13 protein-coding genes are annotated in these 13,135 nt (G+C 71.8%); 8 read left to right on the top strand and 5 right to left on the bottom strand.

Annotated elements, in window-relative coordinates; translation table 11 throughout:
• Positions 1-1,356, bottom strand: a complete 1,356-nt coding sequence (locus AAT21_RS22445) for a hypothetical protein (RefSeq protein ID WP_046778751.1) — start codon at positions 1,354-1,356, stop codon at positions 1-3.
• A 193-nt stretch (positions 1,357-1,549) separates the two neighbouring features.
• Here AAT21_RS22445 and AAT21_RS22450 point away from each other — a divergent pair, with 193 nt between their 5' ends.
• The 4 genes from AAT21_RS22450 (at position 1,550) to AAT21_RS22465 (ending at position 4,543) form a co-directional block, all read left to right on the top strand.
• On the top strand, positions 1,550-2,299 hold the full coding sequence (locus tag AAT21_RS22450) for a hypothetical protein (RefSeq protein ID WP_046778752.1): 750 nt from the start codon (positions 1,550-1,552) through the stop codon (positions 2,297-2,299).
• Positions 2,300-2,377: 78 nt separating this feature from the next.
• Positions 2,378-3,289, top strand: a complete 912-nt coding sequence (locus AAT21_RS22455; RefSeq protein WP_046778753.1) for a phosphotransferase family protein — start codon at positions 2,378-2,380, stop codon at positions 3,287-3,289.
• Positions 3,290-3,982: a class I SAM-dependent methyltransferase gene (locus AAT21_RS22460; protein ID WP_046778754.1), complete on the top strand. Its 693-nt coding sequence runs from the start codon at positions 3,290-3,292 to the stop codon at positions 3,980-3,982. It begins immediately after the preceding gene.
• Positions 3,983-3,997: 15 nt separating this feature from the next.
• Entirely contained in the window at positions 3,998-4,543 is a 546-nt protein-coding gene (locus AAT21_RS22465; RefSeq protein ID WP_046778755.1) for an HAD domain-containing protein, read from the top strand.
• Here AAT21_RS22465 and AAT21_RS40065 read toward each other — a convergent pair.
• Positions 4,453-4,839, bottom strand: coding sequence for a transposase (locus AAT21_RS40065; RefSeq protein ID WP_079025887.1), 387 nt, complete (start codon positions 4,837-4,839; stop codon positions 4,453-4,455). The two genes, AAT21_RS22465 and AAT21_RS40065, sit on opposite strands and share 91 nt — an antisense overlap.
• A 229-nt stretch (positions 4,840-5,068) precedes the next feature.
• Positions 5,069-6,622, bottom strand: coding sequence for an AMP-binding protein (locus tag AAT21_RS22470; protein ID WP_046778756.1), 1,554 nt, complete (start codon positions 6,620-6,622; stop codon positions 5,069-5,071).
• Positions 6,623-6,796: 174 nt separating this feature from the next.
• Between AAT21_RS22470 and AAT21_RS22475 the strand changes: the two genes are divergently transcribed.
• The 4 genes from AAT21_RS22475 to AAT21_RS22490 all read left to right on the top strand — a co-directional run bounded on the left by AAT21_RS22475 (position 6,797) and on the right by AAT21_RS22490 (position 11,032).
• Positions 6,797-8,065 (top strand): amidohydrolase family protein, encoded by a 1,269-nt coding sequence (locus AAT21_RS22475; RefSeq protein ID WP_235439102.1) that lies wholly within the window; start codon positions 6,797-6,799, stop codon positions 8,063-8,065.
• Positions 8,065-9,228, top strand: coding sequence for an acyl-CoA dehydrogenase (locus tag AAT21_RS22480; RefSeq protein ID WP_046778757.1), 1,164 nt, complete (start codon positions 8,065-8,067; stop codon positions 9,226-9,228). The genes AAT21_RS22475 and AAT21_RS22480 overlap by 1 nt, the downstream gene beginning before the upstream one ends.
• Before the next feature lie 5 nt (positions 9,229-9,233).
• On the top strand, positions 9,234-10,178 hold the full coding sequence (locus tag AAT21_RS22485; protein WP_046778758.1) for an acyl-CoA dehydrogenase family protein: 945 nt from the start codon (positions 9,234-9,236) through the stop codon (positions 10,176-10,178).
• Positions 10,179-10,540: 362 nt separating this feature from the next.
• Complete coding sequence (locus AAT21_RS22490) at positions 10,541-11,032, top strand: ATP-binding protein (RefSeq protein WP_046778759.1); 492 nt, start codon at positions 10,541-10,543, stop codon at positions 11,030-11,032.
• 216 nt (positions 11,033-11,248) lie between these two features.
• Here the strand turns inward: AAT21_RS22490 and AAT21_RS22495 are convergent, their stop codons facing one another.
• Together AAT21_RS22495 and AAT21_RS22500 are read right to left on the bottom strand one after the other, a co-directional pair.
• The gene (locus AAT21_RS22495; protein WP_327152756.1) at positions 11,249-11,980 is read right to left on the bottom strand and encodes a hypothetical protein; all 732 of its coding nucleotides are present in this window, start codon (positions 11,978-11,980) and stop codon (positions 11,249-11,251) included.
• A 166-nt stretch (positions 11,981-12,146) separates the two neighbouring features.
• Entirely contained in the window at positions 12,147-13,073 is a 927-nt protein-coding gene (locus tag AAT21_RS22500; protein WP_046778760.1) for a cyclase family protein, read from the bottom strand.
• Positions 13,074-13,135: the final 62 nt, after the last annotated feature.

Here is a 13,135-nt window from a genome sequence, read left to right on the forward strand (position 1 = left end):
TTAGGCGAGGGCTTCGCGGGCGCGGCGGGCGAGATCGGCGGCGCCGGGGACGCGGCGGCGCTGGTAGACCGCGAGGGTGGAGCGGATCGAGGAGATCGCCTTGCGGGTGCGGTCCGATGTCATGCCCTCCATGAGGACGAGGGCCTGGGTCCAGGCGGCGACGGCTTCGTCGGCGCGTGCCTGGGCGGCGAGGCTGTCGCCGAGGTCGGCGTGGGTGAGTGCGTGGACGCGCTTGTACTTCTCGGGGTCCCAGCGGGTGAGGGCGTCGCGGTGCTGTTGTTCGGTGCCGATGTGGTCGGCGAGGTCGGTCAGGGTGCGGGCGGTGTGGCTGGCCACGGTGCCGGCGGCGGGGCCGCTGACGCGGGAGTAGGTGGGCTGGGGGCCGTCGTCCCGTAGGAGGGCGTCTTCGGCGGCGAGGAGGGCACGTGCGGCTGAGGGGCTCGCGTCCGTGGCGGCGTAGGCGCGGGCGTGGGTGATGTGGAGGAGGGCCTCGGTCTGGCCGTCGACGTGGCCGAGGCCGCGTCGCAGGGCGCCTTCAACGAGGTCGACGCAGTGGTGGGGCTGCTTAAGGGTCAGGGCCTGGTGGGCGAGGGCGCGCATCATCCAGGCGGCGTGGCCGTGGGGGTCGGCTTCGCAGGCGAGCTGGTAGCCGACCTGGTAATAGCGCTGGGCGGCGCCTTCGTGGCCCAGGTCGTGGTGTTTCCATCCGGCGAGGTAGGCGAGTTCGGCAACGGCGCCGAAGGCGGCCTGACGTAACGGCTCCGAGGGGAAGCGTCCGCGGAGCATCGGGGCAGCGGTGTCTGCGAGGTAGGCAGTGACCGTGGTCAGGCCGTGGCCGCCGCCCAGGCGTTCGTCGGCAGCGCTGAAGGCCGCGGTGATCTGGCGTACGACGTCGATGTCCTCGGCTCCGACAAGGGAGCGGCCGGTGCGGGCGCGGAGCATCCGGGAGGTGGCTTCGTGGTCGTGGAGCAGCGGCATGGCGACGCCGGCCGTGGTGAAGGCGGCGATGGCGAGGAAGCGGCGGCGTTCGACGTCGGCACGGCCAAGGTCGGTGACGGTCACGACCGGATCGCCGTTCGAGGTGGCTTCCGCGTCACCGGGCTGAAGGCCGATCTCGGTCGGGGTGACGACGCGGCCCAGGCGGCGGGAGAGGGCTTCGGCGAGGTACTGGCCGGCCTGGCCTGAGGGCGCCCGGGTGCCCTTGGCCCAGTGGGAAATCGCGGACTTGTTGGTCTGGAGCAGTTCGCCGTTCTCGGCGGCGATCCGGCGGACGTCCTTGGCGAGGGCTTCGTACGTACATCCGGCCGCGTGGATCGTCTCGCGCAGGCGGGAGTTGACGTCGGTCGGCACTGGCACGTTCCTCCGTCCCGGAGCTGTAAACCGCGTATACCGCTTGGGCTCGGTCACACCGTACCCACTCTGCGTAGCGGGCGGTTCACTTATCGACAGCCGCCCCACTCTCGGGCCGGGCGGCCCCCAAGTTCCGTACGCCCTAGCGGGCCCGGGCATTCCTATGCCCCGAACCCGGACGATCAGAGACGGAGACACGGTGACCACCATCGACACCGCGACCATCACGGTCGAGCTGCCCGACGCCTTCGACCCGCGCTGGAGCCGCCTGCCCGGCATCCAGGTCGAGGGCCGACGCCTCACCATCGACCCGGCCGAGTACTTCTTCCGCTTCGAGTCCAACACCTGGCTCGTCGCCGACTGGGAGCTGGTCAAGGCCCAGCTCTTGGACGTGGACGAGACGACCGAGAGCGCGGTCGAGCAGCTCGCGCTCGACTTCGTCAAGAACCACGGCGAGTCCACCTCCGACGCCGCCCGCGTCCTGGCCACCGCGTACGAGGTGTACGCGTACCTCTTCCGCGAGGAGCACCTGGCCGGCCTCGGCCTGCCGCAGATCACCGCCGAACACCTGCGGATGCTCCGCGAGGCCGCCACGCTGATGGCGCTCAACAAGGTCGAGCTGGACGGCCACATCTCCAACGTCGGCCCGTGCTGGTTCTTCCCCGCCGCCACCTCCGTCGTCTTCGACCTGGACGACGAGACGGGCGGGATGCTCGACGAGGTCTACCACGGCGGCTGGTTCAACGAGCACCGCCGGATCGAGGCCATCAAGGCCCACGCCGCCCTCGGCGGCCGGCTCGTGCACGGCTGCCAGTCCGTGCCGGACCAGTCGGGCGGTGTCGTCGCGCCCTACGGTGCCTCGATGGCCAACTTCCGTGACGACCTTGCCGCGTTCAAGGCGGGCTGGATCGAGCAGGTCTACGCCCACCGCGTGACCGCGGCCGAGTAACCCCAACCCCCCGTACGGCTCCGGGGCGGGCTGACCCGCTCGCCCGCCCCGGAGCCAACCAGCCCCTGGAGACACCCCATGGACCAGAGCCTGACCGCCACCCTGCTGGACGACCTGTGCGCCCTCATCCGCAAGCCCCTCCCCGAACGCACGGAGATCCGCGTCTGGGGCATGTCCGGAGTCGAGCGCGTCACCTTCCCCGACGGCACCACGGCCGTCTTCAAGTACGCCAAAGAGCCCTTCGACCGCGAGGCCCAGGCCCTGCGGATCGCCCACCAGCGCGGGCTGCCCGTCCCCGAGCTTCACGCCACCGCCATGCAGGACAAGTGGCTCGGCATGCTCATGGACGACCTCGGCACCCCCGTACGGGACGCCGACGACCTCGACGGCGTCGCCGCCGCCGTGATGCTCCACGCCGCCCGCCCGGCCAGCGGCCTGCCCTTCCTGGACGGCGCGTGCCTCGCGGCCCTGCCCGGGCGGGCCCTCGACCACCTCCAGCGGCTTCGAAAGGCCGACAGGTGGACGGACTGCGACGACATCGAGACCGCGCTGGGGAAGATCTCCGCAGCAGCCGAAGCCCGCGCCCAGGGGGCGACGCTCGACCCCTTCGGCTGGGTGCACTCCGAGTTCCACCCCACGAGCGTCCACATCGGGGAGGAGGGCTGGCACCTCCTCGACTTCGCCCGCGCCTTCACCGGCCCCGGCCTGATCGACCTCGCCTCCTACCACGGCACCACCGAGACGCCCAGCCCCGTCCGGCTGCGGGTGTTCCTGGAGCAGTACGTCACCGCAGGCGGGCACGAGGACACCCTCGCCGCCCGGGGCGGCCTGACCGCCGAGGCATGGGCCCTGGGCTGGCATCGCATGTGGGCCGTCGAGTGGTTCATGGAGCAGGCGATCCGCTGGATCAACGACCCGACCAGGGACTTCGCGTACGTCCCCGTCGTTCGCCGCCACCTGAATGACGTGGTCCAACTCCTGGAGGTCTAGGTGCTCGCCCAGGTCTCTCCCTGGTACGCCCACGCGGCCCAGCGCCTGACCACCGCCCCGGCCCACGCCGTCAGTCCTCCGACACGGATGGAGTGGAGCACCCACCCCGGCCTGGGCCCCGGCGCGGAGATCCTCGGCCGTGACCTTCGCGGCAAGCTCATCCTGGAGCTGGGCTGCGGCCCCGGCCACAACGTCGCCCACCTCGCCCAACACCACCAGGCCCGCGTCACCGGAGTCGACCTGGTCGGCCTCCAGGTACGGCGAGCACGCTCCCACTATGGCCACATCGACGGCGCCACCTTCGCCGCCGGCCACGCACTGCACCACCTCCAAGCCAACGGCCAGACCTTCGACGTGATCTACTCGGTCTTCGGCGCCGTCGGCCTGGTCGCCCCTGAGCTTCTGCTCGCTGCAGTCTCCCGTCGTCTGGTACCGGGTGGCGTACTGGCCTTCTCCGTCCCCCACCCGGCACGGGCAGGAAGACATCCTTCGACGGACGACCGTCCCCGCCAGGACTACGTCACCATGCCCGACCGCACCCGGCTGCCCATCGCCCGCTGGGAGTTCGACGCCCACCGCTGGGCCGCCCATCTCTCCCGTACCGGCCTGCGGATCACCTCGGCCATCGAGCTGCGGCACCCGCGCCTCGACCCGTGGCTCACCACTCTCATGATCGCCGCCCGGAAATCCTGACCGATGGAGGCAACGATGCCCCTGCCCTATCTCTTGCTCGACATCGACGGCGTCCTCATACCGTTCCCGGCAGCCGACGGCAGCACCCCGCCCACCCACGTCCGCCACACCGTCCTGCCCACGGGCCGCGACCCCGACAACCCTGTACCGATCTGGCTCAACCCCGGCCACGGCCCGTTGCTCGCCAGCTTCCTTGCTGGCACTCTCGTCGCCCCCGTGTGGTGCACGAGCTGGCGCAAGGACGCCACCACCATCGTCGGGCCGCTCCTCGGACTGCCGGAGTTCCCGTACCTCGATCTCCCCCGCCCCGAGATCACCACCAGCCACCCCAACGGCTACCTCTGGAAGCGCGACCACGTCGAACCGTGGCTCGGCGGGTCGGCGGTCGCCTGGGTCGACGACGACTTCACCGACCACGACCACGCCTGGGCGGCGGAGCGGACAGCCAAGGGAACGCCGACTCTCCTCGTTCAGCCCGACTCACACCACGGGCTGCGACCCAGGCACCTGACCGAGATCACGACGTGGGTCTCGCGGCTACCCGCAGCCCGCGCCGCCTGACGACTGGTGTCCTCGCTGCCACGAGCAGCGAGGACACCAGAGTGCTCCTCGAGCGTGAGCGGTCTGCGGTCTGCGGCAGGCATCGGCGCCGCTGATGTCGGAGTCGGCCCCCTACACTTCGGGATGACCTCCGCACCGGACGCCGCCGCTTCCGCACGCGAGCGCGCGACCCACTGGCGCAGTGACTCCGGGTTGACGCCCAGCTCCCGTGCCACCGACGGGATGCGCTGCCCGCTGGGCTCCACCAGCGCGACCGCGTCCCGCTTGAACTCCCCCGAGTACCTCGCAGCACCCATGAGGACATCCTCTCCACGGACCCGGAGATCCGCTTCTCAGAAGTGTCCACTGTCGGGGTAAAGCCCACGGACGGGAAAACCCCGGAACAGCTCCGATGCCGCCCCCGTGCATCCCGCTCGCCTCACCGCCCCGCGTCTCACCGCCCCCGGCCCGGCCGGCTTACGCCGTGCCCCGACCCCGGCGGGGGTTCGCGTACGCGGGTGCCCGTACCGGCCCGGCCCGGCCGCCCTACGCGTAGCGCTCGCGGAGTTTGTACTTGAGGACCTTGCGGAGGGCTTCGTTGCGGGGGAGGGCGTCCAGGAGTTCCAGTTGTTCGGGGAGTTTGTGGGTGGCGAGGCCTTCCGTGCGGAGGTATGCCGTGAGCTGGGGGAGGGTGAGGGGGGCGGCTCCCGGGGGCTGTTCGACGACGGCGCAGACGCGTTCGCCGCGGGTCTGGTCGGGGAGGCCGATGACGGCGACGTCCGCGACGCCCGGGAGGCGGTGGAGGAGGTCCTCGATCTCCTTGGCGGAGATGTTCTCGCCCTTGCGGATGATGACGTCCTTGCTGCGGCCGGTCAGGACCAGGTAGCCGTCGGGGGTGAGGTGGCCCAGGTCACCGGTGATCAGGTAGCCGTCGGCGTCGAAGACCTCGGCGGACGGGTCGCCGCCCAGGTAGCCCTGGCAGACCGCCTCGCCGCGCAGGCGGACCTCGCCGTCCGTGTGCGGGGGGAGGGGGGTGCCGCCGGGGGTGGTGATGCGGATGGACATGCCCTGCGGAGGCCGGCCCTCGGTGGTGGCGAGGTTCTCCGCAGTGTCGTCCGGGTCGCCCATGGTGATCATGGGTACTTCGGTCATGCCGTAGCCGTGGGTGAGCCGGCAGCCGAGTTCGCGGACCACCGCGTGGTAGATCTCCGGGGGTTTGGGGGCTCCGCCGCCCGCGAGGAGGCGGAGGGTGGGGATGAGGGGGACGTCCGGGGCCTTGCGCTGTTCCGTGAGGAACATGGAGTAGAAGGCCGTCGATCCGCCGGCGACGGTGACGCCGTGGCGGCGGTAGCCGTCGAGGGCGTCCGGCATCGCGAACTTCTCGAAGAGGACCGCGGGGAAGCCGTAGAGCAGCAGCATCACCGTGTAGTCCGGTCCGGCTATGTGTGCGTAGGGGAAGGCCATCGAGCCTACGTCGGACGGGGTCAGGCGCAGGGCGTGCGCGAGGCAGGAGCCGCCGGCGATGAGGGAGCGGTCGGTGTGCAGGACACCCTTGGGGTCGGAGGTGGTGCCGGAGGTCCAGTAGATCCAGCGGACGTCGGTTCCGGAGGCGGGCGGCGGGGGCAGTACGGCCGGGTCGCCGTCCGGGAGGGAGTCGTAGGCCTCGAAGACGCCGCGGGCGCCGAGCCTGCGGGCCATGGCGTGGTGGTCGTGGCCCCGCCACACGCCGGGGACGGCGAAGAACTCGGCCTTGGCCTCGCGGAGCGCGAAGCCGACCTCGCGGTCGCGGTAGAAGGGGATGACGGGGGTCTGGACGGCTCCGATCCGGGCGAGGGCGAAGGTGAGCAGCACGGTCTCGATGCGGGTGGGGAGCTGCCAGGCGACGACGGTGCCGGGGCGTACGCCCATGTCGTGGAGGCCTGCGGCGACGCGTTCGGCGCGGTCGCGCAGTTCTCCGAAGGTGAGGTGCCGGTCGGCGGCGGGGTCCTCGGCGGCTTCGATCAGGACGGTGGCGTCCGGGGTGAGTGCGGCCCGGCGGGTGATGAGTTCCCACAGGGTGCGGGAGCGGCTCAGCTCTGTCGCGGTCGCGGTGTCCGTCATCCCAGACCTCCCCTTGGCCGATGAGCTGACGGTTAGTCAGATCAAGCGCAGAGCGTAGAGCGCCGACGCTTGTCGGTCCAGGGGTGGCGGGGCTAGCTTGTTTCTGACGATCCATCAGATCGGCACGGGATCGGCATCGGATCGGCACCGGATCGGCACCGGATTGGGGAGCCCATGGAACTGCCTCGGATCATCAGCGTCGACGACCATGTGATCGAGCCCGCGCACCTGTTCGACGTCTGGCTGCCTGCCAAGTACCGCGACCGCGGCCCCAAGGCGCTCACGGCCGGCATCGGCGAGCTGCAGTACACGGGCGGTAAGTACGTGATCACCATGGACCCGGACGGCCCGCCGACCGACTGGTGGATCTACGAGGACCTGAAGTTCCCGTACAAGCGCAACATCGCCGCCGTCGGCTTCGACCGCGACGACATGACGCTGGAGGGGATCACCCGCGAGGAGATGCGCCAGGGGTGCTGGGACCCCAAGGCGCGCCTCGCCGACATGGACCTCAACCACGTCGAGGCCTCCCTGTGCTTCCCGACCTTCCCGCGCTTCTGCGGGCAGACCTTCGCCGAGGCGCACGACAAGGAGGTGGCCCTCGCCTGCGTACGCGCCTACAACGACTGGATGGTCGGGGAATGGTGCGGCGACAGCGGCGGCCGGCTGATCCCGCTGTGCATCATCCCGCTGTGGGACATCGACCTGGCGGTGGCCGAGATCCGGCGCAACGCGGCCCGCGGAGTCCGCGCCGTGACCTTCTCCGAGATCCCCACCCACCTCGGACTCCCCTCCATCCACTCCGGCTACTGGGACCCCTTCTTCGCCGTCTGCCAGGAGACCGGCACGGTGGTCAACATGCACATCGGGTCCAGCTCCCAGATGCCCGCGGCCTCCCCGGACGCGCCGCCCGCCGTGCAGGCGTCGCTCAGCTTCAACAACGCGATGGCCTCGATGATGGACTTCCTCTTCAGCGGCGTCCTGGTGAAGTTCCCGACGCTCAAGCTGGCCTACAGCGAGGGCCAGATGGGCTGGATCCCGTACGCCCTGGAGCGTGCGGACGACGTGTGGGAGGAGCACCGGGCGTGGGGCGGGGTGCGCGACCTGATCCCCGAGCCGCCGTCGACGTACTACTACCGGCAGATCTTCTGCTGCTTCTTCCGCGACAAGCACGGGATCGCCTCGCTCGACGTCGTCGGCCGCGACAACGCCACCTTCGAGACCGACTACCCGCACGTGGACTCGACCTTCCCGCACACCAAGGAGGTCGCCCTCGACCACGTGCGGGGACTGGACGAGGAGACCGTCTACAAGCTGATGCGCGGCAACGCCATCCGCATGCTCGGCCTGGACCTGGACAAGCACCGGGGCCGGGACCGGGACCGGGACCTGGACAAGCACCGGGACCGGGACCTGGACCGGGACCGGATCAAGGGCCGCTGATGGACCTGACGTACACCGCGGAGGAGCGGGACTTCCGGGCACGGCTGCGCGAGTGGCTCGCGAAGACCCTCCCCGAGCTGCCCGCCCGGCCGTCCCCCGACGACTGGCCGGGCCGGCGCGCCTACGACCTGGGCTGGCAGCGCCGGCTGTACGAGGCCGGGTACGCGGGCCTGCACTGGCCGGTGGACGCGGGCGGCCGCGGCGCCACCCCCACCCAGCACCTGATCTTCCTGGAGGAGACGGAGCGCGCCGGGGCCCCGTACGTCGGCGCGAACTTCGTCGGGCTGCTGCACGCGGGCCCGACGATCGCCGCCGAGGGCACGGCCGGGCAGCGGGCGCGCTGGCTGCCGCCCGTACTGCGCGGCGACGAGGTGTGGTGCCAGGGCTTCAGCGAGCCGGACGCGGGCTCCGACCTGGCCTCCCTGCGCACGCGCGCGGTCCGCGACGGCGACCACTACGTGATCACAGGGTCGAAGATCTGGACCTCGCACGCGGAAGTCGCCGACTGGTGCGAGCTCCTCGTGCGCACGCAGCCCGTCAGCGCCGAGGTCCCCAAGCACCGCGGGATCTCCTGGCTGGCCATGCCGATGGACGCGCCCGGGGTGACGGTGCGGCCGCTGCGCACGCTCGCGGGGTCGACGGAGTTCGCCGAGGTGTTCCTCGACGAGGTGCGGGTCCCGGTCGCCAACCGGGTGGGCGCGGAGAACGACGGCTGGCGGGTCACCATGGTCACGCTGTCCTTCGAGCGGGGCACCGCCTTCGTCGGCGAGGTCGTCGCGTGCCGCCGGACCCTGGGCGGGCTGGCCCGTACGGCGAAGGCGAACGGCCGCTGGGACGACCCGGTGCTGCGGCGCCGGCTGGGGCGGCTCTACGGGGAGTTCGGCGCGCTGTGGCGGCTGACCCAGTGGAACGTCAGCGAGTCGGAGCGCTCCGGCGGGGTGCCCGGCATCGGCGGCTCGGTCTTCAAGCTCGCCTACTCGCATGCCCGCCAGGAGCTGTACGACGTGGCGGCCGAGGTCCTGGGGGCGGCGTCGCTGTCGCTGGACGAGGAGTGGACCCTGGAGCGGCTCTCGTCCCTCTCGTACACGATCGCGGCGGGCACCTCGCAGATCCAGCGGAACATCGTCGCCGAGCGGATCCTCGGCCTCCCGAAGGGCCGGTGAGCGGGATGGACTTCCAGCCGACGGAGGAGCAGCGAGACCTGCGGGCGGGCGTACGGGACCTGCTGGAGGGCCGGTACGGGCGGGAGGCGCTGCGCGCTTCGGTGGATTCGGGCCCGGCCGTGGACCGCGGGCTGTGGCGGGAGCTGGGCGCGGCGGGCTTCTTCGCGCTGCGGATCCCGGAGTCCGAGGGCGGTGTGGGGCTGGGCCTGCCGGAGGCGGCGGTCGTCTTCGAGGAGGCCGGGCGGGCCCTGGTGCCGGGGCCGCTGGTGGCGACGCACCTCGCCGCCGGGGTGGTGCCGGGGGCCGCGGCGGGGACGGCGGTGGTGACCGCCTTCGACCTGGGCGGGGACCTGGTGGCCTACCTGGCGGAGGCCGACGCGGTGCTGGGCGCGGACGGGCTCCCGGACGGCGAGCCGGTGCGCGCGGCGGACCCGCTGACCCCGCTGCACCGGGTCCGGCGGCGGGGCGGCGCAGCCGCGCCCGGGGACGGGCCCGCGCAGGGGTCCGCGTACGTTTCGGAAGGGGCGCTGCTGACGGCCGCGCTCCAGGTCGGGAGCGCGCTGCGGACGGTGGAGCTGGCGGTGCGGTACGCGGGCGAGCGCGAGCAGTTCGGGCAGCCGATCGGGGCGTTCCAGGCGGTCAAGCACAGTTGCGCGCAGATGCTGGTGCGGGCGGAGGTGGCCCGTACGGCGGTGTACGCGGCGGCGGTGACGGGTGAGCCGGGGGAGGTGGCGGCGGCGAAGCTGCTGGCGGACGAGGCGGCCGTACGGGGCGCCCGGGACTGTCTGCAGGTGTACGGCGGGATGGGCTTCACCTGGGAGGCGGACGTGCACCTGCACCTGAAGCGGGCCTGGGTGCGGGCCGAGCAGTGGCGGACGGCGGCGGAGGCGGAGGAGCTGCTGGCGGCGGAGCTGCTGGACTCGGCGGAGCTGCCGGACCCGGCTGGGTAGCCGGGTCCGGCGTGGTGGCTCCGTGTGACGGCCGGGCCGGCTGGGTAACGAAAACGGGGTGCGGGAGCAACGACGCGGGACGCATGTCCGATTACGGAGAGTCGATATCGGTTCGTGTCCTTCGCCCGCCGCATTACGGCCCGGAGTCGGGGGACTGCTCCGGTACGCTCCGACGAATGCGAGTGGTTGAGCGGCGCGAGCGTCGCACAGTATGCACCACGCCTACTCCTTCGCGCGGGAATATGCCCGAAGCGCTTGTTGTGGTGACTGTATGTCAACCATGCTGCTACGCAAGGGGGTCACGGTTGGTGATCCCGCCCCGTCGCGAGGCGAAGTGTCCGCCGGTTCGGATGGTGTGAGCGGTGCAGGTGCTTCAGGTTCAGCTGGAGGTAGGCGCGGATCCCGCCGAGGTCGGGAGGGCGCGCCGGTGGGCGCGGTCCCGTCTGGCGGGGTCCGGCATAGGGGATGACGAGCCGCTCGCCGAGACGCTGATCCTGCTGATCTCCGAGCTGGTCACGAACGCGGTCGTGCACACGGGCTGTCCGGCCGTGCTGCGCATGCTGTTCGGGGGGCCGGGGGTGCGGGTCGAGGTGGCCGACGCGAGCGACCGGGCGCCGGCCCGCCGCCAGGCGTGCGGGGAGGACACCGGCGGGCGCGGCCTGGAGCTGGTGGACGGTCTGGCCGACCGGTGGGGCTGGCAGCGCGAGGGCGCGGGCAAGCGGATCTGGTGCGAGATCGACCGCGGGCGGAAGGTGGAGTCGGACGCCGCGACGAGCGACGCCTCGGCCGAGGCCGGCTCGTGCTGTCCGTCGGAAGTTCACACCCCGCTGCGGGAACCGCGCATGTACCTCTAACGAGGTGTTGACGGTTCGTCACCCGTTGATCACCCTGGTGTGGAGCGATTCGACGCGAGGGGACGCCAAGGACACGCCTTGACGAGTGCGGGTCGCGGGGTGGCGGCTGCCGTGCCGCGCTCGGGGCGTGCACGCGCGCCGCCGCCACCCGCAGCTCACTGCGGCGCCCGCCGCCGCCGCGGCGCCCGCCGCCGTGCGGCGGGCGCCGGGCGGAGGTCAGCCGTCGGTGCAGATCACGTCGTAGGGGCGGCCCACCGCGATGGTCAGACGGATCGGGTCCGTGGTGCCGGAGGGGCACTCTTCCTTCGTCTTGACGAGGCCGAGGACCTTCTGTGCGCCCGAGCCGCTGCAGGGGACCTCCTTGGCCTGGGAGGTCACGCAGTCGCCCTTGACGAGCTGGCCGCCGCCGGCGCCCGCGTCACCGGGGTGGTCGTTGGACAGGTTGCGGCCGCAGACGGTGTTGGTGGGGATGCCGCTCGACTTGCCGCCGTTGTAGGAGATGCTCACCTCGATCATCACGTCCGTGCCTGCCGGGCACTGGATGGAGCCCGGCAGGATGCTGGCCTCCTTGATGTCGATGGCCTTGAAGCTGGCCCCGGCGTCGGAGCAGCCCGTCCGCTTGTACGCGTCGGCGCCCTTGGAGGGGTCGGGGCCGCCGCAGTCGCCGACCTTCCAGGCGCTGGAGGTGTCGGAGGAGGACTCGGGGGACCCGGGGTCCTTGGCCGTGGGCTTGGCGGACGGCGTCGCGGAGGCGGACGTGGACGTGGACGTGGACGTGGAGGAATTGCCCTTGTCCGCAACCAGAACCTTGGAGGCGCCGTACGCGCCGCCGACGACCAGCGCCAGGACCAGGAAGACGACGAACTTGTTGCCGCCGCGCCGGGGCGGGGTTCCCGGGGTGAACGGCGGCGGTGGCGGGGGCGGGGACGCCTGGTAGGGGTTGGACACGGGCTTCTCCTGCGGGTGAGGGTGGTGAGGAGCGGGGGGTGACGCGAGAACGGTGACGCGTCATGGACACAACATGGTTCCCGCCCGGTGCGGGACGGGGACCGCCGGGGTCGCCCCGCCCCGCGCCACCTGCGCGGACGCGCCCCGGCGCGTCCCGGGGCGGGTCTCAGAGGACGGCCACCGGGGCCACGGGGGTGCCGGTGCCGCCCACGAAGGGTTCGGGCATGGCGGACAGGAGGAAGGCGTACCGGCCCTCTTCTGCACAGGCTGTGGACAGTTTTTCGAGGTTCCAGTTCTGGCCCTGGTGCATGCCCATCTCCACCAGGTCGAGGGCGTGGACCGGCAGCCACAGGTTCTCGATCTCCGGCGGGAAGATCTCGAAGGTCAGGGTGTCGTTCGCGACGGCGGCCACGTCCCGGGCGTGGAACCACTCCGGCGTACGGACGGACAACCCGGGGGAGGGGAAGCCGTAGCCGTGCCGGTCGCCCGCCAGGTAGACCTGGATCTGCCCGGTGCGGACCAGGACGATGTCGCCGGGGCGGACCGTGACCCGGCCGAACTCCTCGGCCTCCGCCAGGTCCGCCGGGGTCACCGCGTGGTCGCCCGGCAGGCGGTCCAGGCCCCTCGCGCGGGCCACGTCGAGGAGCACCCCGCGCGAGACGATGGGGGCGGCCTTGTCGATGCCGCTGAACTCGGCCCGGCCGTGCGCCGTGATGGTGCCGGCGGGGCGGCCGTTGTAGATCCGGCCCGAGTGCGAGACGTGGGTGAGGGCGTCCCAGTGGGTGCCCGCCTGGAGGCCCATGCTGACGGCGTCGTCGCTGCAGGCCACCGTGCCCGGGCCGAAGAGTTCCTGGTTGATCTGCACCATCGTGTGCAGCGGGTTGATCCGGCCGGGGATCATGCCGACCTGGACGCCGTCCTCCTTCAGGGGCAGGGCGAGGGGGACGCGGCGGCCGCTGCGGATCTCCGCGGCCGCACCCCGTACGACCTCGTCGGTGATCAGGTTCAGGGTGCCGATCTCGTCGTCGGCGCCCCAGCGTCCCCAGTTGTTGACGCGCTTGGCGATGTCGTGGAACTCGGCGGGCAGGGTCATGGGCGTCGACGGCTCCTTGCGTGAATGCGGCAACGAGGGCTTGTGCGCGTGCATCTGACTAC

Source organism: Streptomyces yangpuensis (assembly GCF_001005295.1).
Classification (GTDB): Bacteria; Actinomycetota; Actinomycetes; order Streptomycetales; family Streptomycetaceae; genus Streptomyces; species Streptomyces yangpuensis.